The sequence below is a fragment of the Pseudomonas sp. S4_EA_1b genome, from assembly GCF_016307435.1.
Classification (GTDB): Bacteria; Pseudomonadota; Gammaproteobacteria; order Pseudomonadales; family Pseudomonadaceae; genus Aquipseudomonas; species Aquipseudomonas rhodesiae.
In genome coordinates this window covers 49,951-74,529 of the sequence record NZ_JAEILC010000035.1, presented here as the reverse complement: position 1 = coordinate 74,529, position 24,579 = coordinate 49,951, and the positions used below count along the sequence as shown (strand labels likewise).

26 protein-coding genes and 1 other RNA gene are annotated in these 24,579 nt (G+C 61.4%); 12 read left to right on the top strand and 15 right to left on the bottom strand.

The window, feature by feature from the left end:
- Positions 1-61 precede the first annotated feature (61 nt).
- Entirely contained in the window at positions 62-478 is a 417-nt protein-coding gene (locus tag YA0848_RS11905; RefSeq protein WP_034101391.1) for a flagellar basal body-associated FliL family protein, read from the top strand.
- 19 nt (positions 479-497) lie between these two features.
- Here YA0848_RS11905 and YA0848_RS11900 read toward each other — a convergent pair whose 3' ends face one another.
- From YA0848_RS11900 to YA0848_RS11885, 4 genes are all read right to left on the bottom strand, one after another.
- On the bottom strand, positions 498-1,616 hold the full coding sequence (locus tag YA0848_RS11900; protein ID WP_034101390.1) for an ABC transporter permease: 1,119 nt from the start codon (positions 1,614-1,616) through the stop codon (positions 498-500).
- Positions 1,616-4,333 (bottom strand): ribosome-associated ATPase/putative transporter RbbA, encoded by a 2,718-nt coding sequence (gene rbbA / locus YA0848_RS11895; protein ID WP_034115421.1) that lies wholly within the window; start codon positions 4,331-4,333, stop codon positions 1,616-1,618. Before rbbA ends, YA0848_RS11900 begins: the two co-directional genes overlap by 1 nt.
- Positions 4,330-5,295, bottom strand: a complete 966-nt coding sequence (locus YA0848_RS11890) for an HlyD family secretion protein (protein ID WP_034101388.1) — start codon at positions 5,293-5,295, stop codon at positions 4,330-4,332. The genes rbbA and YA0848_RS11890 overlap by 4 nt, the downstream gene beginning before the upstream one ends.
- Before the next feature lie 139 nt (positions 5,296-5,434).
- Positions 5,435-5,884 (bottom strand): EVE domain-containing protein, encoded by a 450-nt coding sequence (locus tag YA0848_RS11885; protein WP_034101387.1) that lies wholly within the window; start codon positions 5,882-5,884, stop codon positions 5,435-5,437.
- A 195-nt stretch (positions 5,885-6,079) separates the two neighbouring features.
- Here YA0848_RS11885 and YA0848_RS11880 point away from each other — a divergent pair, with 195 nt between their 5' ends.
- Entirely contained in the window at positions 6,080-6,226 is a 147-nt protein-coding gene (locus YA0848_RS11880; protein ID WP_099312898.1) for a hypothetical protein, read from the top strand.
- 7 nt (positions 6,227-6,233) lie between these two features.
- On the opposite strand, the gene YA0848_RS11875 is transcribed toward YA0848_RS11880, so the two are convergent.
- The 4 genes from YA0848_RS11875 to YA0848_RS11860 form a co-directional block, all read right to left on the bottom strand.
- The gene (locus YA0848_RS11875) at positions 6,234-6,863 is read right to left on the bottom strand and encodes a 5-formyltetrahydrofolate cyclo-ligase (protein ID WP_034101386.1); all 630 of its coding nucleotides are present in this window, start codon (positions 6,861-6,863) and stop codon (positions 6,234-6,236) included.
- Positions 6,864-6,921: 58 nt separating this feature from the next.
- Positions 6,922-7,100: non-coding RNA, 6S RNA (gene ssrS, locus YA0848_RS11870), on the bottom strand.
- A gap of 31 nt (positions 7,101-7,131) precedes the next feature.
- On the bottom strand, positions 7,132-7,449 hold the full coding sequence (locus YA0848_RS11865; RefSeq protein WP_034101385.1) for a cell division protein ZapA: 318 nt from the start codon (positions 7,447-7,449) through the stop codon (positions 7,132-7,134).
- A complete protein-coding gene (locus YA0848_RS11860) occupies positions 7,446-7,655 on the bottom strand; it encodes a TIGR02449 family protein (protein ID WP_034101384.1) in 210 nt (69 codons plus the stop codon). The genes YA0848_RS11865 and YA0848_RS11860 overlap by 4 nt, the downstream gene beginning before the upstream one ends.
- Positions 7,656-7,792: 137 nt before the next feature.
- Between YA0848_RS11860 and YA0848_RS11855 the strand changes: the two genes are divergently transcribed.
- From YA0848_RS11855 to gcvH, 9 genes are all read left to right on the top strand, one after another.
- On the top strand, positions 7,793-8,350 hold the full coding sequence (locus YA0848_RS11855) for a YecA/YgfB family protein (protein WP_034101383.1): 558 nt from the start codon (positions 7,793-7,795) through the stop codon (positions 8,348-8,350).
- Between the two features lie 20 nt (positions 8,351-8,370).
- A complete protein-coding gene (gene pepP / locus YA0848_RS11850) occupies positions 8,371-9,693 on the top strand; it encodes a Xaa-Pro aminopeptidase (protein ID WP_047881751.1) in 1,323 nt (440 codons plus the stop codon).
- On the top strand, positions 9,690-10,877 hold the full coding sequence (ubiH, locus tag YA0848_RS11845) for a 2-octaprenyl-6-methoxyphenyl hydroxylase (protein ID WP_034139737.1): 1,188 nt from the start codon (positions 9,690-9,692) through the stop codon (positions 10,875-10,877). The genes pepP and ubiH overlap by 4 nt, the downstream gene beginning before the upstream one ends.
- Positions 10,870-11,355: a DUF4442 domain-containing protein gene (locus tag YA0848_RS11840; protein WP_034101380.1), complete on the top strand. Its 486-nt coding sequence runs from the start codon at positions 10,870-10,872 to the stop codon at positions 11,353-11,355. The genes ubiH and YA0848_RS11840 overlap by 8 nt, the downstream gene beginning before the upstream one ends.
- 9 nt (positions 11,356-11,364) lie before the next feature.
- Positions 11,365-12,582 carry a 2-octaprenyl-3-methyl-6-methoxy-1,4-benzoquinol hydroxylase gene (locus tag YA0848_RS11835; protein ID WP_167389870.1) on the top strand — a complete coding sequence of 406 codons (1,218 nt, stop codon included), beginning with the start codon at positions 11,365-11,367 and terminating at the stop codon, positions 12,580-12,582.
- A gap of 105 nt (positions 12,583-12,687) precedes the next feature.
- The gene (locus tag YA0848_RS11830; protein ID WP_169902339.1) at positions 12,688-13,692 is read left to right on the top strand and encodes an extracellular solute-binding protein; all 1,005 of its coding nucleotides are present in this window, start codon (positions 12,688-12,690) and stop codon (positions 13,690-13,692) included.
- A gap of 165 nt (positions 13,693-13,857) precedes the next feature.
- The gene (locus tag YA0848_RS11825; protein WP_034101377.1) at positions 13,858-15,474 is read left to right on the top strand and encodes an ABC transporter permease; all 1,617 of its coding nucleotides are present in this window, start codon (positions 13,858-13,860) and stop codon (positions 15,472-15,474) included.
- Positions 15,475-15,630: 156 nt separating this feature from the next.
- A complete protein-coding gene (gcvT, locus tag YA0848_RS11820; RefSeq protein ID WP_034101376.1) occupies positions 15,631-16,713 on the top strand; it encodes a glycine cleavage system aminomethyltransferase GcvT in 1,083 nt (360 codons plus the stop codon).
- A 51-nt stretch (positions 16,714-16,764) separates the two neighbouring features.
- Entirely contained in the window at positions 16,765-17,148 is a 384-nt protein-coding gene (gene gcvH / locus YA0848_RS11815; protein WP_034101375.1) for a glycine cleavage system protein GcvH, read from the top strand.
- 54 nt (positions 17,149-17,202) lie between these two features.
- Here the strand turns inward: gcvH and YA0848_RS11810 are convergent, their stop codons facing one another.
- The 6 genes from YA0848_RS11810 to YA0848_RS11785 form a co-directional block, all read right to left on the bottom strand.
- Entirely contained in the window at positions 17,203-18,345 is a 1,143-nt protein-coding gene (locus tag YA0848_RS11810) for a DegT/DnrJ/EryC1/StrS family aminotransferase (protein ID WP_034115415.1), read from the bottom strand.
- A gap of 162 nt (positions 18,346-18,507) precedes the next feature.
- On the bottom strand, positions 18,508-18,822 hold the full coding sequence (locus YA0848_RS11805; protein ID WP_003176799.1) for a DUF2388 domain-containing protein: 315 nt from the start codon (positions 18,820-18,822) through the stop codon (positions 18,508-18,510).
- Positions 18,823-18,891: 69 nt separating this feature from the next.
- Positions 18,892-19,338 carry an NfeD family protein gene (locus tag YA0848_RS11800; protein WP_034101373.1) on the bottom strand — a complete coding sequence of 149 codons (447 nt, stop codon included), beginning with the start codon at positions 19,336-19,338 and terminating at the stop codon, positions 18,892-18,894.
- Between the two features lie 10 nt (positions 19,339-19,348).
- On the bottom strand, positions 19,349-20,269 hold the full coding sequence (locus YA0848_RS11795) for an SPFH domain-containing protein (protein ID WP_010207363.1): 921 nt from the start codon (positions 20,267-20,269) through the stop codon (positions 19,349-19,351).
- 91 nt (positions 20,270-20,360) lie between these two features.
- Positions 20,361-22,025 (bottom strand): GspE/PulE family protein, encoded by a 1,665-nt coding sequence (locus YA0848_RS11790; protein ID WP_169902340.1) that lies wholly within the window; start codon positions 22,023-22,025, stop codon positions 20,361-20,363.
- Positions 22,026-22,108: 83 nt separating this feature from the next.
- Complete coding sequence (locus YA0848_RS11785) at positions 22,109-22,447, bottom strand: hypothetical protein (RefSeq protein ID WP_034101371.1); 339 nt, start codon at positions 22,445-22,447, stop codon at positions 22,109-22,111.
- Positions 22,448-22,573: 126 nt separating this feature from the next.
- Here YA0848_RS11785 and YA0848_RS11780 point away from each other — a divergent pair, with 126 nt between their 5' ends.
- Complete coding sequence (locus tag YA0848_RS11780; RefSeq protein WP_169867613.1) at positions 22,574-23,044, top strand: Lrp/AsnC family transcriptional regulator; 471 nt, start codon at positions 22,574-22,576, stop codon at positions 23,042-23,044.
- An 84-nt stretch (positions 23,045-23,128) separates the two neighbouring features.
- Here the strand turns inward: YA0848_RS11780 and YA0848_RS11775 are convergent, their stop codons facing one another.
- A complete protein-coding gene (locus YA0848_RS11775) occupies positions 23,129-24,496 on the bottom strand; it encodes a CYTH domain-containing protein (RefSeq protein WP_034101370.1) in 1,368 nt (455 codons plus the stop codon).
- Positions 24,497-24,579 lie beyond the last annotated feature (83 nt).

The following is a 24,579-nucleotide window of genomic DNA, read 5'->3' as shown; positions in this document are numbered from 1 at the left end:
TAAGCTTGTGCTCAGCCTTGCTAGCGTTATGCTACCGGGCACCGAATGTGAGGAATGAATTGTGAAAGCGCGGATTCTGTTGATGCTGGCCCTGATCCTGCCGATGGCGGTACAGGCCGAAGAAGCCAAGGAAGGCAAAGAGGGCGAGGCGCCGAAAGTCAGCTATATCAGCTTGAGCCCGCCGTTCGTGGGTAATTACGGCCTGGATGGCACGGCGAAACTCAAGGTGTTCAAGGCCGACATCGCCCTGCGCGTGACCGGCACCGAAGCCGCCGCCGCCGTTAAAGCCAACGACGCGTTGATCCGCAATCAACTGGTGGCGTTGTTCACCCAGCAGACCAACGAGGCGATGAGCACCGTGGAGGGCAAGGAAAAACTGCGCCAGGAAGCCCTGAAGCAAACCCAGCAAGTGATGAACGACGAGACCGGCAAGCCCATGGTCGAAGACCTGTTGTTCAACAACTTGATCATCCAGTAAGCGCGTCAGGTGTGCGGTTTCAGGACGCCAGGCTCTTCCTGAACCGCGCCAGCGCCACGGCGAAAAACAGCAGGCCGATCCCTGCCAGCGCCAGCAAATCCGGCCATACCACGCTTACCCCCGCATCGCGGAATAGAATCGCCGCGCTCAAACTCACAAAATGCGTCGACGGCGAGCCCTGCATCACCCATTGCAGCCACTCCGGCATGCTGTCCAGAGGCGTGCTGCCGCCGGATAGCAACAGCATCGGGATGATCACCGGAATTGCCAGCAGCCCGAATTGCGGGGTCGAGCGGGCGAGGGTGGCGAGGAAAATCCCCAGCGCCGTACTAGCGAACAAGTACAACGCCGTCACAAACAGAAACAACCCCAATGAGCCTGCCAGCGGCACACCCAGCAAGCCTTTGACCACCACTTCCAACGACACCCACGTGCACAGCACCACTACCAGCATGTTGCTCCAGATTTTTGCCAGCATGATTTCCAGCGCCGTCAGGGGCAGCACCAGCAAATGGTCGAGCGTGCCGTGTTCGCGTTCGCGCAGCAGGGCGGTGCCGGTCAGCACGATGGCCAGGATGGTGATGTTGTTGACGATCTGGATCACCGCCAAAAACCAGCCGCCTTCCAGGTTGGTGTTGAACAGCGAGCGGGTGGTCAGCAGCGCCGGTGTCTGTGCGGCGGCATCGGCCTGGCCGCTGTAGCTCAACAATTCGCGCTGGAAAATCCTGCCAATGTAACCGGCACCCATGAATGCCTGGCTCATGGCCGTTGCATCCACGTTGACCTGCACGCTGGGTTGGCGCCCGGCCAGCAAGTCGGCCTGGAAATTGGCCGGCACATTGATCACGAACGTGTACTCGCCGCTGTCCATGGCCTTGTCCAACAGGTTGTAAGGCAACGGCGCTGGCGTCTGGAACTCCGGCGGTTGCAGTGCTTCGCCCAGTTGTCGGGACAGGGCGCTGTGGTCTTCATCCACCAGCGCCACGCTGGCGTTATGCACACCGATCACTGAGCCGGCGGCGGGCATATAGATGGCCACGGTGAACGCGTAGAACAGAAACAGCAGCAATACGCTGTCGTGGCGCAGGCTGGTGAGTTCTTTCAGGCCCAAGCGCAGGATGTGCGCGAACTTATGCATCAGACCTCCTGCTTCTTGAGCATGACCAAGCTCAACCCGGTGAACCCGACAAAGAACCCGAACAGCGCCAGGCATTGCGGCCACAGCTGGCGCAGATCCAGAGCCTTGGTAAAGGTGCCCACCGCGATATCCAAAAAGTGCCCGGCCGGAAACAGCATGCCCATCAGCGCTGCGGCGCCTTCCAGGGATGAGCGCGGCACGATCAGCCCGGAGAACTGGATGGTCGGCAGGCTAGTGATGATCATCGTGCCGAGGATCGCCGCGATCTGGGTGCGCGTGAATGCAGAAATCAGCAGGCCCATGCTGGTGGTGGCCAGCACATACAGCAGCCCACCGAACGCCAGCGTCAGGCCGCTGCCCTTGAACGGCACGCCAAACAGCCAGCGGTTCATGGCCACCAGCACGGCCAGGTTGACCAGACTCACCACCAGGTATGGCGCCTGCTTGCCCAGCAGAAACTCTAGGCGCGTCAGGGGTGTTGCGTAAAAATTGGTGATCGAGCCCAGCTCTTTTTCCCGCACGATGCCCAACGCGGTAAGCATGGCCGGGATAAACGCCAGGATCAGTGCCATCACCCCAGGGCCGATGGCGTTCACGCTGACGACGTCCTGGTTGTAGCGAAAGCGGGTTTCGAGTTTGGCGGCGCCCTGGCTGCCGCGCGGCAGGCTGCTCAGCTCGGCCAATTGCTGGAGGTTGCCCAAGTGTACGGCTTCGACATAGTTACGGCTGGTTTCCGCGCGGAACGGCATGCCGCCGTCGAGCCATGCGGCCACCGTGGGTTGGCGCCCGGCGTACAGGTCGCGGCCAAAGCCCGGTGGGATTTCCAATGCCAGTTTGATTTCCGAGCGTTGCAGGCGCCGGTGCAGTTCGTTCGCATCTTGAATGGGCGGTCGTTCGGCGAAATAGCGCGAGCTGCGAAACGCTTCCAAGTAGGCGCGACTTTGCGGGGTCTGGTCCTGGTCATAAACGGCGAACGCCAGGTTTTCCACATCCAGGGAAATGCCGTAGCCAAAGATCACCATCATGAACATCGCCCCGAGCAGCGCGAAGGCCATGCGCACTTTGTCGCGCAACAGCTCTTTGCCTTCACGGCTGGCCACCGCCAACAGGCGCGCCAGGCTGAAGCCGCGCTTGCTCTGCGGCGGTGCGCTGGCTTCGCTGACGGTTTGGCTCGGCGCGGCGGGTTCGGCTTCGCCTTGAGCCTGCTCCAAGCAGGTGACGAACGCGGCTTCCAGGGTCTCGCCCTTGAATTGTTGCTGCAGCGCGTGCGGCGTGTCGCAGGCCAGCACTTTGCCTGCGTGCATCAACGAGATGCGGTCACAGCGCTGGGCTTCGTTCATGAAGTGGGTGGACAGAAATATCGTCACCCCTTGCTCGCGGGACAGCTCGATCAGCAACCGCCAGAAATCATCCCGGGCGGCCGGGTCGACGCCGGAGGTCGGCTCATCGAGGATCAGCACTTCCGGGCGATGCAGCACCGCGACCGCCAGGGACAGGCGCTGACGCAGACCCAGGGGTAACTCCCCCGACGGTTGCCCGGCCACGTCGCCCAACTCGAAGCGTTGGATCAGTTCGTCGATGCGCGGGCCGCTGTCGGCCTTGGGCAAGTCGAACAGTTGGGCGTGCAGCGCCAGGTTCTGGCGCACGCTGAGTTCGCCATACAGGGAAAAACTCTGGGACATGAACCCCACGCGCTTGCGGGTGGCCAGGTCTTTGGCGTCCACCGTCTTGCCCAACAGTTTCGCGCTGCCTTCAGTGGCGGGCATCAGCCCGGTGAGGACCTTCATGGTGGTGGTCTTGCCGCAGCCGTTGGAACCGAGGAAACCGAAGATTTCCCCTCGGCCAATCGCGAAACTGACCTTGTTGACCGCAGTGAAGTCGCCAAAGCGCAGGGTCAAGTCGTGGGCCTCGATGGCGATGTCGGCGCTGGTGCTTTCCCTCGGTGGAATCACCAGCGGCGGTTTGTCGTGAGCGCCGTCGCCTTGAAAGTGGGTGAACGCTTCATCCAATTTTCCGCTGGGAGTGGCGGCGGCCAGTTCACGGCTCAAGCCATTGGCGATCAGCGTGCCGCGATCAAGCATCAGGCAGTGTTCGAACTGCTCGGCTTCCTCCATGTAGGCGGTGGCGACCAGTAGCGTCAGTTGCGGGCGTTCGCCGCGCACCGTTTCGACCAGTTCCCAGAAACGTCGGCGCGACAGCGGGTCGACACCGGTGGTGGGCTCGTCGAGGATCAGCAGGTCAGGTTCATGGATCAACGCGCAGCACAGGCCGAGCTTTTGTTTCATCCCGCCGGACAGCTTGCCGGCAGGGCGCTCGGCGAAGCGTTCAAGGTCGGTGGCCAGCAGCAGGCTGTGCATGCGCTGGTCACACTCGGCCTTCGACAACCCGAACAGAGTGGCGAAGAAGCGAATGTTTTCGCGGATGGACAGCTCGGGGTACAGGTTGCCGCCCAGTCCCTGGGGCATGAAGGCGATGCGCGGGTACAAGCTGTTGCGGTGGCGGCGGTCGGTGATGGCGCCGCCGAGTACGTCGAGCTGGCCGTCCTGCAGCTTTTTAACCCCGGCGATCAAGCCCAGCAGGCTGGATTTGCCCGCGCCGTCCGGGCCAATCAGCCCGCAACGCGTGCCGGCGGGCAGGCTGAAGGCTATATCGACCAGCGCCTGTTGCTGGCCATAGCGGTGGTTGATCCCCGTGGCGTGCAGCGCCAGGCCGGTCATTGCAGGTTGGCCGGCCAGTCTATGTCGGCCGTGCGCACGTAACCTGCGCCCGGCATGCCGGGTTTGGCTTGAGGCACGGCGCTGGGTTGGGTCAGGCGCAGCTTGACGCGGAACACCAGTTTTTGCCGCTCATCGCGGGTTTCCACTTCTTTGGGGGTGAACTGGGACTTGGCCGCGACAAAGGTGATTTTCGCCGGCAGCGCTTGCTGGGGCAGGGCATCGAGCAGGATGCGGGCGTCGCTGCCCACCGTCAGGCGACCGGTCACCGACGCGGGCAAATACAGGTTCATGTATTGATCTTCGGGATCGATCAGCAGCAACACGCGGCCACCGGCACCCAGCACTTCACCGGGCTCGGCCAGGCGCAGTTGAATGATGCCGTCGATGGGGGCGCGCAGGCTGCTGTCATCGATTTCGCTGCTGAGTTGGGCCACCTGCGCCTGGGCGGCGCCGATGGCGGCCTTGGCCGAATTGACCTGGGCCTGTGCGGCGACTACGGCCGCATTGCCGGTGTTGTGCCGCGCCTGTTGCTGATCGATCAGTTGGCTGCTGGCGAAGCCGCGCTTGTACAGCTCTTGGGTGCGCTTGAGTTCCTGGTTGGCCAGCAACTGTTCGCTCTGGCGCAATTGCACATTGGCTTCGGCGGCGGCGAGATTTTCCTTGGCGCGCAACACTTCGGCTTCGGCCTGGGCGCGCTGGGCCTCTAGCGTGCGGGTGTCCATGCGCGCCAGCAATTGGCCCTTGAGCACCTTGTCGCCTTCGTCCACCCGCACTTCGGCCAGGCGACCGGGAATTTTGGCGGCGATCTGCACTTCGGTGGATTCCAGGCGACCATTGCCCATGCTCAGGCCTTCGGGCAGGCGGTCTTGAGTGGATTTCCAGTAACCGAACCCGCCGGCGGCGAGCAACAATGCGATCAGGAGCGTGGCAAACAGCTGAGAGGTGCGATGGTTCGTCGACATGGAAGCATCCTGCGGCGTTAGCGTCCTAGTTTGACGGTATTGCCGCTGTGGGCGTTGATACCGGTCAAATGAAGCGCAAGCCTAGCGCGATTGCGGCCCAAGCGCATGCGTCGCGAGCGTGACTGTAGGGTTCTGCCGCCTAGCGCAGTGCCAGTACGGCGGCCCATTGCTCGGCGGTCACCGGCATGACCGAGAGGCGGCTGCCTTTTTGCACCAGGGGCAGTTCGGCGAGTGCCGCCTGCTGTTTCAGGTAACCCAGGCCCAGCACCTTGGGGAAGGTCTGGACATGGGCGACCGTGATCGCGCTCCACGGGTTTTTCTCCGGGCTGGCCTTGGCGTCGAAGTAATGGCTGTCGGGCTCCAGTGCGGTTGGGTCCGGGTAGGCCGCCTCAATGATTTTGCCGATGCCGGCGATGCCCGGTTCGGGGCAGCTGGAATGGTAAAAGAAGAATTCGTCACCCACCGCCATGGCGCGCAGAAAGTTACGTGCCTGGTAGTTACGCACGCCATCCCAGCGGGCTTTTCCGAGTTTTTCCAGGCCCTTGATGGACAGTTCGTCGGGCTCGGATTTCATCAGCCAATAGGCCATTTTTAGGCTCCTCAAACAGGCATTGGGCAAGTTGTCGGGCAATTGCCGCACAAACCGACAGTCGGTTGGCGTCAAGGTTTGCGTGTTGGTTCACGTTAACGCAAAATGCCGGGATTTTAAGCTTGACTCAGCTGCAACGGGCTACTTTGGAACGTTGTTGTCATCGTGTACGAGGTGCCTGAAGGGGGGCAATCGATGCAACGTAAACCGGATTTACTATGGATATTGGTTATTTTGTTTGGTCTGGGCGTCGTGACCACCGGGTATGCGCAAAGTCTTTGGTCGAACAAGGCCGATGCCCCAGTTGAATTGTCACCAGTGCAGCAACAGTACAAGCGTTAATACGGCTTCAAGGCGTCGCTGATTCCAGCGACGCTTCTGCGATATACCATTGCTTATTCGTCACCGTGCCAGCCATCGGCACATCCCAACTTGCCTGTGCCAATCGATCGACTTTCTGACATTCATGGGCCAGGCCCAGCAACGTCGGCTTGCGCCAGCGCTGGCGGCGTGCGAGGTACGCCAGGCTGCGGTCATAGAAGCCCCCGCCCATGCCCAGGCGGCCACCTTCATCGTCGAATCCCACCAGCGGCATCAGCACCAGGTCCAGCGCCCACACCTTGCGTTGCCGGCGGATATTCACCCGTGGCTCCAGGATGCGAAAGCGATTGGGCAGCAGCTTTTCCCCGGGGCGCACACGCTGGAATACCATCTTCGTGCGTGGCCAAGCGCTAAGCACCGGCAGATACGTGGCTTTGCCCCGGCGCTGGGCAGCGCGCAGCAGCAGGCTCGGATCGATTTCACCGTCGGTGGGCAGGTAAAGGGAGATATGTTTGGCTCGGCGAAACAGCGGGTGCTGTGCCAGCTGCCGGTACAGGCCCTGAGCGGCCTGGCGTTGCTCGCTCGGCGTGAGGGCGCGGCGGGCCTTGCGCAACAGGCGTCGAAGTTGCGGACGGGAAAGCGGCGCAGTTTCGGTCATGGCTTTTCGGCTCATAAAACAATGCCAGTCCTGGGACTGGCATTGAGTTTGGGAATTCAGGCTCCCCGACAGAGCCGCTGTCGACTTAGCCCTTGAACCCGAAAGTTCAAGGTGGAAGAAGCAGTAGGCTTTAAGGCTTTCCGTCTAGCGGACATGCACACCAGCCCAACGTGCAACTTCCAGGGTAGTGCGAATCGGCTCAGGGACATCGCCGACTGGCAAACACGCCAGGGAGTGAGGGCGAGTATACCTTAAACAGACGCGGCAATCAGCCCTTGGGTGCATCCGAGTCGCTGGCAAGCGCCAGATCCACGCGTTCCAGCAGGTCACGCACTTGCTCGCGCGTCGAGCCGCTGGCCTGTACGTCCGGGCGTTCCTGCTTGTGCAACAAGTCATGGGTAATGTTCAGCGCAGCCATCACAGCGATGCGGTCGGCGCCGATGACTTTGCCGCTGCTGCGGATTTCACGCATCTTGCCATCCAGGTAGCGGGCGGCGCTCACCAGGTTGTTGCGCTCTTCCTGGGGGCAGATGATCGAATACTCTTTATCCAGGATCTGCACGGTGACGCTATTGCTTGAACTCATGAGTCTTGCTCCAAGGCCTTCAGGCGCGAAATCATCGATTCGACCTTACGCCGGGCGATTTCGTTTTTTTCAATGAGGTGAGCGCGTTCCTCGCGCCAGGTCTTTTCCTGAGCTAATAGGAGTCTGTTTTGACTCTTAAGTTGCTCGACCCGAGTAATTAGCAGCTCGAGTCTGGCCATCAGCGCTTGCAGGTCGGTGTCTTCCATTGGGTTCCACTGGATTTGTCTGATGAATGGCAACTGCAGGATAAACGATCTGACGCCCTTGATAGTCGGGTGCGTCTGCCGGTGCTAGGATACAGCGCTTCATTCTAGACATCGCGCCGCCTGGCGCCTAGCTCATCATGCCCATTAAGAATTCCCCATACGACGCTTTCTCCGCTCTGCTGAACGCCAGCGGCCACCCTTGCTCCCCGGCCGAACTGCACGGCGTGCTGTTGGGCCGCAGCTGCACCGGTGTCGGCTTCGACCCCGACAACTGGTTGGCCGATGTGGCCGAACTGTTGGAAAAGGAGCCCGAAGATAACGTGCGCAATGCGCTGGTCGGCCTGCAGGAAATGGTCAAGGGCGAACTGACCGGTGATGACATCACCGTGGTCCTGCTGCTGCCGACTGACGACGCACCGCTGGCCGACCGCGCCGCAGCGCTGGGCCAATGGTGCCAGGGCTTCCTCCACGGTTTCGGCGTGAACGCCGGCGGCCTGGAGCTGAGTACCGATGCCAAGGAAGTGTTGCAGGACCTGGCCGCCATCTCTCAGGTGCAAGACGCCCTGGAAGAGTCCGAGGACGGCGAAAGCGATTACATGGAAGTCATGGAATACTTGCGCGTCGCGCCGCTGCTGCTGTTCACCGAGACCAAGAAATCCGCTGAACCTGCCGCGCCCAAGCCGTCGCTGCACTGAGAAAGGAAGCCCATCTGCCCATGATCCATATCCCCAAAGCGGAATACACCCGACGCCGCAAGGCGCTCATGGCGCAGATGGAACCCAACAGCATCGCGATCCTGCCAGCCGCCGCTGTAGCTATCCGCAATCGCGATGTGGAGCATGTTTACCGCCAGGACAGCGACTTCCAATACCTGAGCGGTTTCCCCGAACCTGAAGCAGTCATTGTGCTGATGCCCGGTCGTCAACATGGCGAGTACGTGCTGTTCTGCCGCGAGCGCAATGCCGAACGCGAACTGTGGGACGGCCTGCGCGCCGGTACTGAAGGCGCGGTCCGTGACTTTGGCGCCGACGACGCCTTCCCCATCACCGATATCGACGACATCCTGCCGGGCCTCATTGAGGGCCGCGACCGCGTGTACTCGGCCATGGGCAGCAATGCCGAATTCGACCGGCATTTGATGGAGTGGATCAACGTGATCCGCTCCAAGGCCCACCTGGGTGCCCAGCCCCCGAACGAATTTGTTGCCCTGGATCATTTGCTCCACGACATGCGCCTGTATAAATCGGCGGCGGAACTGAAGGTGATGCGCGAAGCTGCACGGATTTCCTGCGCCGCCCATGTGCGAGCGATGCAGGCCAGCCGCGCCGGTTTGTACGAGTTCAGCCTGGAAGCCGAGCTGGACTACGAGTTCCGCAAGGGCGGTGCAAAGATGCCGGCCTATGGGTCTATCGTCGCCGCTGGTCGCAACAGCTGCATCCTGCACTACCAGCAGAATGACGCACTGCTCAAGGACGGCGATCTGGTGTTGATCGACGCCGGTTGTGAAATCGACTGCTACGCCAGCGATATCACCCGCACCTGGCCGGTCAATGGCCGGTTTTCGCCGGAGCAGAAGGCGATCTATGAAATCGTGCTGGCCTCCCAGGAGGCCGCGTTTGCGCAGATCGCCCCCAACAAGCATTGGAACCAGGCCCATGAGGCCACCGTGCAGGTGATCACCGCCGGGCTGGTGAAACTGGGGTTGTTGCAAGGCGATGTCGACGAATTGATCGCCAGCGAAGCGTACAAAGCTTTCTATATGCACCGCGCCGGCCATTGGCTGGGCATGGATGTGCACGATGTGGGCGAGTACAAAGTGGGCGGTGAGTGGCGCGTGCTGGAAGTCGGCATGGCGCTGACGGTGGAACCGGGGATTTATATTTCGCCGGACAACCAGAACGTGGCAAAGAAATGGCGTGGCATTGGCGTGCGCATTGAGGACGACGTGGTGGTGACCAAGCAAGGCTGTGAAATCCTGACCGGCGGCGTGCCCAAGACCGTCGACGATATCGAAGCATTGATGGCGGCCGCCCGATGAGCCGGGTCAACCTGGCGATTATCGGCGGCGGCCTGGTGGGCGCCAGCCTGGCGCTGGCGTTGCAGGCCGGGGCCAAGGCGCGCGGTTGGAAGATCGTGCTGATCGAACCGTTCGCCCCCGGCGACAGTTACCAGCCCAGCTACGACGCGCGCTCCTCGGCGCTGTCGTTTGGCGCTCGGCAGATCTACCAGCGCCTGGGCCTGTGGCAGGCCATCGCCCGCCGCGCCGAGCCGATCAAGCAGATTCATGTGTCGGACCGTGGGCGTTTTTCCACCGCGCGCCTGTCCGCCATGGAAGAGGGCGTGCCGGCCTTGGGCTATGTGGTGGAAAACGCCTGGCTGGGCCAGTGCCTGTGGCAAGGCCTGGACAGCGACGTGGTGAGCTGGCGCTGCCCCGCGCAAGTCACCCGCATGGTGCCGCTGCCCGATGGCTATCGCCTGACCCTCGACGATGAAACCGAGCTGGAGTGCGACTTGGCCGTGTTGGCCGATGGCGGCCGTTCCGGTTTGCGCGAGCAACTGGGCGTCGGCGTGAAAACCCGGCCCTACAACCAAAGTGCGCTGATCGCCAATATCACCCCTAGCGAAGCCCATAACGGCGAAGCCTTCGAGCGCTTCACCGATGATGGTCCGATGGCTTTGCTGCCGTTGCCCGACAACCGCTGCGCGCTGGTGTGGACGCGTGTCGGCATGGACGCCCAGCGCCTGGCCGACCTTGACGAGCGCAGTTTCCTCAGCGAGTTGCAGGGCGTGTTCGGTTATCGCCTGGGCACACTCAAGCAGGTTGGCGCGCGTCATCTGTATCCGCTGACGTTGGTGGAAGCCGAAGAACAAGTGCGCTCGCACCTGGCCATCATCGGCAACGCCGCCCACAGCCTGCACCCGATTGCCGGGCAGGGTTTCAACCTGTCCCTGCGTGACGCCCATGCTTTAGCCGAAGCGCTGCTGGCTGGGCCGGCCGTGCCAGGCGATCTGGCGACCCTGCAAGCCTATCGTGACCGCCAACGTATGGACCAGAAGCTTACCGTGGGCTTCTCCGACCAGGTCACGCGCTTGTTCGGCAGCGCGCAACCCTTGGTGGCGCTGGGTCGCAATGTGGGCCTGCTGGGCCTGGATCTTCTACCGCCGGCCAAGCGCTGGTTCGCCCGTCAGGCCATGGGCCTGGGTACGCGCCCCGATGCGTAAATGGCTGATCGAGCGCCTGGGCAAGGCGCGCCTGTTGCGCTGGGTCATGACCCTGTACCCGCCGTACCTGGGCGCGGGCATCAGCGTGCAGCACATGAGCGCCGACTTTCGGCACGTCAAAGTGCGCATGGGCCTGGGGTGGTACAACCGCAATTATGTGGGAACGCAATTCGGCGGCAGCCTGTATTCGATGGTCGACCCGTTCTACATGCTGATGCTCATGGAGAACCTGGGGCGCGATTACATCGTCTGGGACAAAGCGGCCAGCATCGATTTCATCTCGCCGGGTAAAGGCCCGGTGTATGCCGAGTTTTTTATCGACGACACCTTGCTCGACGAGGTGCGTCGCCAGACCGAAGGCGGCGAGAAATACTTGCCCCACCTCAAGGTCCAGATTCATGACGGCTCCGGCACCCTGGTGGCGCGAGTCGACAAAACCCTTTACGTGCGGCGCAAGCCGCCAGCGAGACAGGCTTAAAGCATGGACATGCGCGCAGATGTGCTGATTGTCGGGGCCGGAATGGTCGGAAGCGCCCTGGCGCTGGCGTTGCAAGGCAGCGGGCTACAGGTGCTGCTGCTTGATGGCAGCCCGCTGAGTGTCAAGCCATTCGACCGCGACGCGGCCTTCGAACCCCGTGTGAGCGCGTTGTCGGCCGCCAGCCAGCGCATCCTCGAACGCCTGGGCGCGTGGGACGGCATCGCCTCGCGCCGCGCCAGCCCCTATGGCCAGATGCAGGTGTGGGACGGCAGCGGCACGGGGCAGATCCACTTTTCGGCGGCCAGCGTGCACGCCGAGGTGCTCGGGCATATCGTCGAGAACCGCGTGGTTCAGGACGCCTTGCTCGACCGCCTGCACGACTGCGACCTCGGGCTTTTGGCCAATGCACGACTTGAGCAGATGCGGCGTTCCGGCGATGAATGGCTGCTGACCCTGGCCGATGGCCGCACGCTGCGGGCGCCGCTGGTGGTGGCTGCCGACGGAGCAAACTCCGCCGTGCGCCGCCTCACCGGCACCGCGACCCGTGAGTGGGATTACCTGCATCACGCCATCGTCACCAGCGTGCGCAGCAGTCAGCCGCACCAGCGCACGGCCTGGCAGCGCTTTACCGATACCGGCCCCCTGGCGTTTTTGCCGCTGGAGCGTGACGGCCAGCAGGATTGGTGCTCGATTGTCTGGTCGACCACGCCGACTGAGGCCGAACGCTTGATGGCATTGGATGAAGACAGCTTCTGCCGTGAACTGGAGCGCGCCTTCGAAGGCCGCCTGGGCAGCGTGGTGAGCGCCGACCCGCGGGTGTGCGTGCCATTGCGCCAGCGCCATGCCAAACGCTACGTGGCTGAAGGCCTGGCGCTGATTGGCGATGCCGCCCACGTCATCCATCCGCTGGCAGGGCAGGGCGTGAACCTGGGGTTTCTCGACGCGGCGGTGCTGGCCGAAGTGCTGCTGGCGGCCACTGAGCGTGGTGAGCGCTTGGCGGATGTGAAAGTGCTGAGCCGCTACGAGCGGCGCCGCATGCCGCATAACCTGGCGCTGATGGCCTCGATGGAGGGGTTCGAGCGGTTGTTCCAGGCCGACCAACTGCCGCTGCGCTGGTTGCGCAATGCGGGCTTGAAAATGGTCGACCAGATGCCGGAAGCCAAAGCGCTGTTCGTGCGTCAGGCCCTGGGCTTGAGCGGGGACTTGCCGGAGTTGGCCAGGCCCTGAACGGGTCGTGCAACATCTGGTAACGCCTCCGCCGAGCGATTGATTGAGGTACCAAATGTGAGTCCTTATCATTTGCCCTCTATTTGCAAATGAGAGACCGCCCCCATGCTGGTACCCAAGCGCCTCCTGACTGCCCTGGCACTTACGCTCATCGGCACCTGCGCCGCGCAGGCCGCTGATGAGGTGGTGGTCTACTCCTCGCGCATCGACGAACTGATCAAGCCGGTGTTCGACGCCTATACCCAAAAGACCGGCGTGAAAGTGAAGTTCATCACCGACAAGGAAGCCCCGCTGATGCAGCGCATCAAGGCCGAGGGTGAAAACGCCACCGCTGACCTGTTGCTCACCGTCGACGCCGGCAACCTCTGGCAAGCCGAGCAAATGGGCATCCTGCAACCGTTCACCTCCCCGGTGATCGACAAGAACATTCCCCTTCAATACCGCTCATCGGCCCATGCCTGGACCGGCTTGAGCCTGCGCGCGCGGACCATCGCGTATTCCACCGACCGTGTTAAACCCAGCGATCTGACCACCTACGAAGCCCTGGCAGACAAGCAGTGGGAAGGCCGCCTGTGCCTGCGCACGGCGAAAAAGGTCTACAACCAGTCCCTGACCGCGACCCTGATCGAAACCCATGGCGCGGCCAAGACCGAAGAAATCATCAAGGGCTGGGTCAATAACCTGTCCACCGACGTGTTCTCCGATGACATCGCCGTGTTGGAGGCCATCAATGCGGGCCAGTGCGATGTAGGCATCGTCAACACCTACTACTACGGCCGTCTGCACAAACAGAAGCCTGACCTGCCGGTAAAACTGTTCTGGCCCAACCAGGGCGACCGAGGCGTGCATGTGAACCTGTCTGGCATCGGCTTGACCAAATACGCGCCACATCCGGAGGCCGCCAAGGCCCTGGTGGAATGGATGACCACTCCTGAAGCACAGAAGATCTTCGCCGACGTGAACCAGGAGTTTCCGGCCAACCCGGCAGTGCCGCCGTCGGCCGAAGTGGCGACCTGGGGTAAGTTCGTTGCGGATACCCTGCCGGTGGAAGTCGCCGGTAAACGTCAGGCAGAAGCCATTCGGTTGATGGATCGCGCCGGCTGGAACTAAGTACTATTTGTAGGACGCCGCAGATCCAAATGTGGGAGGGGGCTTGCCCCCGATGTCAGAGTGTCAGTCTACTGATCAGTGACTGATCCGCTGCCATCGGGGGCAAGCCCCCCTCCCACATTGGGTTGCGGTGATTTCAAGATATTCATTACCGAGAGCCCCCCTTTGGCCCACCCCGCCCAACGCCGCTGGTACCTGCCGGTCTTCACCGTCGCCGCCCTGGTGCTGCTGCCGCTGAGCGTGCTGGTGTTGTCCTGGCAAAGCATCGATGCGCAAATCTGGTCTCACCTCTGGGATACCCAGATGCCACGCCTGCTGGGCAATACCCTCACGCTGGTGCTGGGTGTGGGCGTGGGCGTGACGCTGCTGGGGGTCAGCCTGGCCTGGCTGACCAGTCTCTGCGAATTTCCCGGACGGCGCTGGCTCGACTGGGCATTGATGTTGCCTTTCGCCATTCCGGCTTATGTGCTGGCTTTTGTCTTTGTCGGCTTGCTGGACTTTTCGGGTCCGGTGCAGACGCTGCTGCGTGAGTGGTTCGGTACGGGCCTGCGCCTGCCCCGGGTGCGTTCCACCAGTGGCGTAATCATCGTGTTGGTGCTGGTGTTCTATCCCTATGTCTACCTATTGGCACGCACCGCGTTCCTGGCCCAGGGCAAGGGCTTGATGGAAGCCGCGCGGGTGCTGGGGCAATCGCCCTGGCAGGCGTTCTGGCGTGTGGCGCTGCCCATGGCGCGACCGGCAATCGGGGCGGGTGTGGCCCTGGCGCTGATGGAGACCCTGGCGGATTTTGGCGCCGTCTCGGTGTTCAACTTCGATACGTTCACCACCGCCATCTACAAGACGTGGTACGGATTTTTCAGCCTGTCCAGCGCAGCCCAGCTGGCTAGCTTGTTGCTGCTGGTGGTTATGCTGGTGCTCTACGGCGAGCGCCGCGCGCGAGGCGCCAGCCGCCCCAGCAATGAACGGCCGCGGAGCAAGGCGCTGTATCACCTGCGAGGGTTCAAAGCGGCGGCGGCGAGTACCTGGTGCGGGCTGGTCTTTGCGTGCGCCTTCGTGATTCCGTTGCTGCAGCTTGTGGCTTGGTTCTGGCAACGCGGCCGATTCGACCTGGATGAGCGCTACGCCGGCTTGATCGTCCACACCCTGTATCTCGGCGGTATCGCGGCGCTGATTACTGTGAGCGTGGCCTTGGTGCTGGCCTTCGCCAATCGTCTGTCGCCGACTCGGGCGATTCGTTCCGGGATCAGCCTGGCCAATGTGGGCTATGCCTTGCCGGGGTCGGTGCTGGCGGTGTCGATCATGTTGGCCTTCAGCTATCTGGACCGCGAACTGGTGGTGCCGCTGTCTGGCTGGCTGGGCGGTGCGGGCAGACCGTTGCTGCTCGGTAGCCTCGCTGCGTTGGTGCTGGCGTATCTGGTGCGCTTCCTGGCGGTTGCGTTCGGGCCACTGGAAAACAGCCTGGCGCGAATCCGTCCGTCATTGCCGGAGGCTGCGCGCAGCCTGGGTGTGAGTGGTCCGCGACTGTTTTGCAAAGTGTATCTGCCGCTGTTGCTTCCCGGCGCCTTGAGCGCGGCGTTGTTGGTGTTTGTCGATGTGCTCAAGGAAATGCCCGCCACCCTGCTGATGCGCCCGTTCGGCTGGGACACGCTGGCGGTACGCGTGTTTGAAATGACCAGCGAGGGCGAGTGGGCGCGGGCCTCTCTGCCGGCATTGACGCTGGTGTTGGTGGGGTTGCTGCCGGTCATCGGGCTGATCCGTCGTTCAGCTCGGCAAATCGGTTAGGTGCCAGTCCTACGGCTTGCGGCTACAATGCGCGGCATTCGGTGCGGTCCATCCTTCGGATCGGCGCGCTTAGCGTGACTGCAGACCTTGTCGTTCGAGGCTTCCAGCGCGTTTGGCAACGCTGCGCACCTTCGCCAAGCCCGGAAGGAGAAACCCATGGGACAGCGTACGCCTCTGTATGACCTGCATCTCGCCCTCGGCGCGAAAATGGTCGATTTTGGCGGTTGGGATATGCCTTTGCACTACGGCTCGCAAGTTGAAGAGCACCATCAGGTGCGACGCGACTGCGGGGTGTTCGATGTATCTCATATGACCGTGATCGATGTCACAGGCCCCCAGGCCAAGGAATGGCTCCAGCACCTGCTGGCCAATGATGTCGGTCGTTTGCATGGCTGCGGCCATGCGTTGTACAGCGCCATGCTCAACGAGCGGGGCGGTGTGGTGGACGACATGATCGTGTACCGCACCGAAACCGGTTACCGGCTGGTGGTCAACGCCGCCACCCGTGACCAGGACATGGCCTGGATGCAGGCGCAACTGGGCGAGTACCAAGCGCAACTGCGTGAACGGCCGGAACTGGCGATGCTCGCCATCCAAGGCCCCCAAGCCCGGCATAAAATTGCCGAGCTGGTCACTCAGTCGCGTGGCGCCTTGATTCATCAACTCAAGCCTTTCGAAGGCCAGGCCGATGGCGATTGGTTTATCGCCCGCACGGGTTACACCGGCGAAGACGGCCTGGAAATTGTGCTGCCTGCCGATCAGGCACCGGGTTTTTTCAACGATCTGGTTGGGGCCGGCATCTCGCCCATCGGCCTGGGCGCTCGTGACACGTTGCGCCTTGAGGCCGGTATGAACCTCTATGGCCAGGACATCCACCAAGACGTTTCGCCGCTGGCAGCCAATATGGCTTGGAGCATCGCCTGGGAGCCGGCCGAGCGCAACTTCATCGGTCGCGCCGCGCTGGAAGCAGAGCAGGCGGCGGGTGTGCAGTTCAAATTGGTGGGGCTGGTGCTGGAAGAACGTGGGGTTTTACGCGCTCATCAGGTGGTTCGTATCGCCAATGTTGGCGAAGGGGAGATCACCAGTGGTAGTTTCTCTCCTACGCTGAGCAAATCCATTGCCCTGGCGCGTGTACCGAAGGCAACCGCCGACCGGGCCGAAGTGGAAATCCGCGGCAAGTGGTACCCGGTTCGAGTGGTCAAACCGACCTTTGTACGTCATGGCAAAACCTTGATCTAACTATTCCGGCGGGCCAATGGCCGCTGACATTTCTTCTTGAGGACACAGACAATGAGCAATATCCCAGCCGACCTGCGTTTTGCCGAGAGTCATGAATGGGCCCGTTTGGAAGCTGACGGCACGGTGACCGTCGGTATTTCCGATCACGCCCAGGAAGCGTTGGGGGATGTGGTGTTTGTTGAGTTGGCTGAGGTGGGCGCCACGTTCGCGGCCGGTGGCCAGGCTGGGGTGGTTGAGTCGGTGAAAGCGGCTTCGGATATCTACGCCCCGATCGCAGGTGAAGTGACTGCCGTCAATGAGGAATTGAGCGGTAGCCCTGAACTGCTGAACTCCGACCCGTACGCGGCATGGATCTTCAAGCTCAAGCCAAGCAATCCGGCTGAGTTGGACAAGCTGCTGGATGCCGCCGGCTACAAAGCTTCCATCGGCGAATAACGCACGTCTCATGTGGGAGGGCGCCAGTTCCTTCCCACATTGAGTCGTGAGTGTTCAGCTCGCCGTCAAGACGGCCTTTACCGCCGCCACCGAGCGCTCCACATCCGCCTCCGTCATCGCCGTGAACATCGGCAACGACACGATCAAACGCCCGACCTTTTCCGCCACCGGGAACATGCCTTCCTTGAAACCCTGCGCCCGATACAGGCTCAGCAGGTGGATCGGCGGGTAGTGATAGCCAATGCCAACACCGTGGGCCTGCATCCGCTCCATAAATGTAGCGCGGGCGGGCAAACCGTCCTGGCGTTCCGGCAGCACGAGTTGGAACAGGTGCCAGTTGCTGTTTTCGAAGTCGGCCGGCGGCAGTTGCGCCCCGTACTTTTCTTCGAAGTCACTGCCAAAACAGTTGAAGTAGTGACGCGCAAGATTCTGGCGATGGGCAGTGATCTGCTCGATATGAGCGAATTGTCCCTGCCCAATGGCGGCGGCAATGTCAGTCATATTGAACTTGCCGCCCAGCACATCCACATCCAGACCGTCGAAGCCGGTACGGGTCACGCCCTGCAGGCGGTACTTTTCGGCCAGCCGCGCCTCATCGGCATTGTTCAGCACCAGGCAGCCGCCCTCGGAGCAGGTGATGTTCTTGTTTGCCTGGAAACTGAACGACACGAAATCCCCAGTGGCGCCGATGCGCTCGCCGTCCCAGGTGGAGCCCAGCGCCTGGGCGGCATCTTCGACGATACGCAGGTTGTACTTATTGGCCAGTGCATAGAGCATCGGCATGTCCAGCGGCAAGCCGGCCAGATAGACAGGAATGATTGCCTTGGTGCGTGGCGTGATCGCGGCTTCCACTTGGGCCAGGTCGATATTACGGGTAACAGGGTCGATATCGGCGAATACCGGTGTGGCGCCAACTTCCAGAATGACGTTGGCGGTGGCTACCCAGGAGATCGGTGTGGTGATGACTTCATCGCCCGGCCCGATGCCCGCGATGCGCAAGGCAATCTCCATGGTGCAGGTGCCTGAGTTAAACGTGCGCACCGGACGGCCGCCAAAATATTCCGAAAGTTGCGCCTCGAACGCCTGCACCTTCGGCCCGCTGGTGATCCAGCCCGAGCGCAATACGTCGCCTACTGCCGAAATGGTGGCTTCATCGATGGTGGGTTTGGAAAACGGCAGGAAAGGCTGTTGGCTCATGACGATGACGGCATCCGTTCTGATTGGCGATGGTGGTGAGGCGTGTGCGCACCGGCATGGTTGCACGGTTCGACTGAATATAGCCTGTCGCCTGTGAATGAATCGTCGCCTTCCGGGCAAAAAAATGCCGCTTCAAAAGCGGCATTTTTCAGCGAGAAGCTATCACTCAGTGACAGCGTTTTTCGCGAGGATGGCGTTGGCCAACTCCATGTCCGTGGCTTGCAAGCCTGGGTTGTCGGCGCGGACTTTCTGCATTGCGGCCTCCAGGTACGGGCCACGGATACCACCGTCGCTGGCTACGAAGCTGCCGGCGTCGTCTTGAGCGGCGACCACCAGTTTGTGGTCTTTGAATGTCAGGTAGGTCGAGCCGGTGGTGGCACCGGAGGAGATGACATTGCGCCAGAAACTGTCGGCCATGGCTGAACCGACAGGAAGGGAAAGCACAGCGAGGGTTGCGACAGCATATTTGAGACGCATGATGGGTGACTCCGGGTGGGTGATCTGTACGTTTGGATCGTGGTTAGCCCAATCGAGTTCCGTCATTGACTAAACAGTTTCAACCTTCAACACCACGCCTTCCTGGGCAATCACGCGTACTTGAGCGCCTACCGGGCAGTCGGGGCCGCTGACCATCCACACACCGTCGCCGACCTTCACCTTACCTCTTCCATCCACAATCGCCTGGTGCACCACGAATGTGCGGCCGATCAACTCTGAGCCGCGTTCATTCAGCCCCGGTTGGTCACTGACCTTGGCGCTGCTGCGCTGACGTTTCCACCAGTACACCGCCGTCAATATCGACAGCACGGCAAACAACAGCAGTTGCCATTCCAGCGCGAGGGGCGGAACCAGAAACTTGATCACGCCCACGGCTGCCGCTGCGATACCCATCCATAGCAGGTAACCACCGGCGCCGAAGACCTCAAGAATCAACAGCACTGTGCCCAAGGCCAGCCAATCCCAAAACGACAGGTGCAGCAGGAAATCCCACATGGCGATGGCCTCAGCCCTTCTTGTTATCGAACGTTGCCTTGACGATCTCGCCGATGCCACCGACCGCACCGATCACCTGGCTGGCTTCAAGCGGCATCAGGATGACCTTGCTGTTGTTGGCCGAGGCCAGCTTGCCCAGGGCGTCGATATACTTTTGCGCGACGAAGTAGTTGACCGCCTGCACGTTGCCCGAGGCGATGGCTTCCGACACCACTTGGGTCGCCCGTGCTTCAGCCTCGGCCTGGCGTTCGCGGGCTTCGGATTCGAGGAACGCCGCTTGCCGGCTACCTTCGGCCTCCAGAATCTGGGCCTGCTTTTTGCCCTCTGCGGTGAGGATCGCCGAGGCCCGCAGCCCTTCAGCTTCAAGGATTTGCGCACGCTTGATCCGCTCGGCTTTCATCTGGCCGGACATGGCTGCCATCAGGTCGGCCGGGGGGCTGATGTCTTTGATTTCGATACGTGTGATCTTGATGCCCCAGGGCGCGGTGGCTTCGTCCACGGTTTTCAGCAGTTTTTCATTGATGCCATCGCGCTGGCTCAGCATCGCATCCAGTTCCATCGAACCGAGTACGGTTCGGATATTGGTTTGCAGCAGATTCCGAATGGCGTGTTCGAGGTTGTTGACCTCGTAGGCAGCCTGAGCGGTATTGACCACCTGGAAGAAACACACGGCATCGATCTGCACGGTGGCGTTATCGGCAGTGATGACTTCTTGCGGCGGGATATCCAGCACGCTTTCCATTACGTTGATCTTGCGACCGATACGGTCCATGACCGGGATGATGATATTCAGGCCTGGCTTGAGCGTGTTCGTATAGCGGCCAAAGCGCTCGACCGTCCATTGGTAACCCTGGGGCACGACTTTGAAGCCCATGAACAGAATGGCGATGGCCAATCCTACAAAGAGCAGCAGTACGGTTCCGATTTGCATGACGATTCCCTATCTGATGATGTCAGTGACGCAACGTTTGCTGATTGTAATGGTGTTGTCTGCGATAAGAACGATCTGCCCGCGCCGTAATCTAGGGATTTGTTACTGAATCTGAGGGGGTGACCCGCAGCACTTCAGCCAAGGTGGTCTGCCCCGTCCTGACCTTCTGCATGCCCGCCATGCGCAAGCTGCACATCCCGTGCGCCATCGCCGCCTGACGCAGGGCTTGAACATCGGCGCCCGGGGTAATCAGCGCTTTGAGCGACTCGTCCAATATCATGATTTCGTAAACACCGGCTCTTCCCCGGTAACCGCTGTGACGGCACTCCGCACATCCCACCGCTTCATGGCCGTCATCGCCCATACGCTTGCAATAAGGACATAGCACCCGTACCAAGCGCTGCGCCATCACCCCCAACAAGGTAGCCTTGATCAAATAATGAGCAATACCCAGTTCCTGAAGCCGACTGATGGCGCTGGGCGCGTCGTTGGTGTGCAGGGTGGACAGCACGAGATGCCCGGTCAGCGCGGCCTGGATAGCCATTTCTGCGGTTTCCTGGTCGCGAATCTCGCCGATCATGATGATGTCCGGGTCCTGGCGCAGTAGAGCGCGGATGCCGCTGGCAAAGGTCAGGTCGATATTGTGTTGCACCTGCATCTGATTGAACGCCGGCTCGACCATCACGATCGGGTCTTCCACGGTGCACAGATTGACCTCACGGGTCGCGAGCTGTTTGAGCGTGGTGTAGAGCGTGCTGGTTTTGCCTGAGCCGGTAGGCCCGGTGACCAGGATGATGCCGTTGGTCTGGCGCGTCATGGCATTCCAGCGGTGCCGGTCGTCATCCGACAAACCCAACTGGTCAAAACTCTTGAGCAGGACCTGAGGGTCGAAAATCCGCATCACCAGTTTTTCGCCGAAGGCCGTGGGTAGGGTCGACAGGCGCAACTCGATTTCAGTACCCGCCGGGCTTTTGGTCTTCACCCGACCGTCCTGGGGTTTACGTTTCTCCGCCACGTTCATGCGGCCCAGGCTCTTGAGGCGGCTGACCACAGCCACCGTAACCTGGGGTGGGAATTGATAGACATCGTGCAGCAACCCGTCAATGCGAAAGCGCACGCGGCCCTGATCCCGGCAGGGCTCGATATGGATATCACTGGCCCGCTGGGCAAAGGCGTACTGCAGCAGCCAATCGACGATATGGACAATGTGTGCATCGTTAGCGTCCGGCTCCTGATCGCTGCCCCCAAGGTTGAGCAGGTCCGGATGGCCCGGTGCGGTGACCTTCTGCTCAGCACCGTTGACCGATTGTGCCAGTCGATAGAATTCGCCGATGCAGCGTTGAATATCCTGCGGGTTGGCCACCACGCGCGTGATCGAACGCTTGAGCACCTGCGCCAGGCCGGCCTCCCAGCAGGTCACATAGGGCTGCGCACTGGCAACGGTGACGGTTTGCGCGTCCACCGCCACCGCCAGGATGCCGTGGCGTTGGGCGAACGCATGGGACATCAGCGGCACCACCGTCGCGACGTCGATCTTCAGCGGGTCGATGCGTAGATAGACTTGCCCGGCCTGCTCGGCAAGCCACTGAGTGAGGCGTTCCAGGCATGGCCCCAGCTCCGCGATGCGCTCCAGTGGGTGGCGGGTCGTATCGGCTGGCAGCGCCGATAAGCGGTGCGCGATGTCGGGCGTAATCAGCCCATATTCCACCAAGGGTGGCAGCAACGGGTGCAGTTCCAAACGACGATCAGCAGGCATGAAGAGGTTTCCGGATGGCCTTGGATGTTTCCCCAGGCTAGTCAGCCTCCGACGTTCTCGACGTCAACCTGTGTTGCAGGTTTTTACCTGGCGACCGCCATCTGGACGCCGGCCCCCAGTGCATCGGGCGTCCACACGTCCAGAGAACATACGCTGATCAGGTTTCGAATCTTTTCGCCGATCACCTGGGCCCGATGCCAGCTCAGACCATCGAGCACAATTTGGATATTCAGTACGTCTACGTCTCGACTCACCGAGACCTGCCGAGGCGTAAGAAATTGCAGGGCGAAATAGTTGAGCACGCGGCACAGCACATCGGGCTCGGCTTCGGCGACGATCTGGTAGTGGGCCTGACAGTGGGCGGTGTTGACGGCCCATGCATCGACGCGGGTGACAGGCGGAGTGGTTTCGACGGCGTGCATGCTGACTCTCCAAATTGAGTGGAGGAATTTTTACATCCAACCTCGGAGATTTCTTATCTAATATTGGCGTAAATACGGACATAAAAACGTATTCAATCCAATAGACGGTCCAAAGAAGGTATTTTTATGCACAGTGATTTGGACGCCTACGATCGCCGCATCCTGGCCTTGCTTCAAGAAGATGCGTCGCTGTCCAGCGCGCAGATCGCCGAGCAGGTCGGCCTGTCCCAGTCGCCCTGTTGGCGCAGGATTCAACGGCTCAAGGAGGAAGGGGTGATACGCGGTCAGGTGACATTGCTGGATCGCAAGAAAATCGGCCTTAACACGCAGATATTCGCCGAGGTCAAACTCAACGCCCACGGCCGTTCCAACTTCACCGAGTTCACCGAGGCGATTCGCGGGTTTCCGGAAGTGTTGGAGTGTTACGTGCTGATGGGGGCAGTGGATTTCCTGCTGCGCATCGTGACGTCGGACATCGAGGCGTACGAACGGTTTTTCTTCGAGAAGCTGTCGATGGTGCCGGGGATTCAGGAGGTCAATTCGATTGTGGCGCTGTCTGAAATCAAGTCGACCACCAGCCTGCCAGTATTACGCTGACCGGGTGGACCTTATCGGGGGCGAGCCCCCTCCCACACTTGGAATGCATTTCAAATGTGGGAGGGCTGGCGGCCGATTGCAATGTTACAGACGCAGCAGGGTCTTCCACGCACGGTTCTGATACACCGCAATCGCCTGGTGCATCCGCGCATCCAGCGACTCATCGGTGATCGGCTGGTTGGCCAGTAGCGCCAACTTGTTCAGCTCGCCGTAGAGACGATCCAGTTCCGGAATGTCCAGCACATGGCGGGCGTGGTGCAGCCAGGCCTGGATGCGTTCGATACGTGGCAGTTGCTCGGCCAAGTCTTCCGGCTGCTGCTGGTAGCGTGGCAGTTGCAAGGCGACGGCGTCGTCGGCCAGCAGGCGCGGCAACCAGTTGGCGATTTGCGCGGCGCCCTGGCGGTTGCCACGCACGTTGCGGTCGGCGGTCCAAGTGCGGGCCATCAACCAGCGCGACGTGTTGAGTGAGAACAGGCCCCAGCGCACGTCTTCCAATTCTTCGGCGAATTGTTCCGGTGCGGCTTTACGGATGTCTTCATCATCGTCACCGGCCTGCACCAGTGGGCGCCAGTCTTCCAGCAGCGCGTCCAGCGCAGTGCGCAGTTCGCTGGTGGACTGGCGGGGCGCGGCCTGGCCGAGGCTGCCGACCAGAGCACGCAGTTCGCCGAGGTTATCGACCCAGTCCTGCAGCAGGCGCCAGTGGCCGTTGAAACGGTATTGTTCAGCCAGGCGCTGGCTGCTGCCGAGCAGGTGCCACATCAGGGCGGCGAAAGCATCGTCCAGCGGCATTTCGGCGTGTAGCTGTGGCGCCGGCAGGCTCAGGGAGTAACTGCTGGCGTCATACAGGCGGTAGCCGCGCTCGGCCTTGCTGATATCGCATGGCATCAGCGCCAGGGTGGCGGCCAGTTCGGCGGCCAGTTCCAGCAGGGCGGCCGGCTCGCCTTCGCGCAGTTCCAGTTCCAGCTCGCAGATTTCTTCTTTCTGTTTGCCGGCCACTACATGGCCCAGGTCCAGAGCGGCTTCGATCACTACCTTGGCCTTGCCGCGGCCCCAGGCGATTTCGGCGCGTTCACGCACGAAGTCGGTGGTAAAAATCGGTTTGAGGGTTTTTTTGTCCAGCTCGGCCAGTTGCTCGGGCCAGCACTCGCCGTCGAGTTTCTTCACGTCGAGCTTGGCTTTGGGCAAGTCCCAGTTGTACTCATTGCGTTCCGACAAGCCGGCGACGCTCTGGCCACGGGTCTTGAGGGTTTGAATGATGTCGTCACCGTCCTTGCGCAGGCGCAGGGCAACCTTGGCCTGGGCCAGGTCGCGCTCGGGGGTGTCGAAATACTGGTTCATCAACTCACGGCGTTCCCAGCCACTTTTGTTGCGTTTTTTCAGTAACGGGTGCTCACGCAGCGCGGCGAGTGTTTCGCGGCTGACGCGGAGCTTGATTTCGGTTTCTTTCTGCATGGCCGGAAAATCCAGGATCGGGAGCGCAGCCGGGGAAAAGAGTGGCTGCCAAGGTCGTGCAGTGTACAGGACTGAGCCCGGCA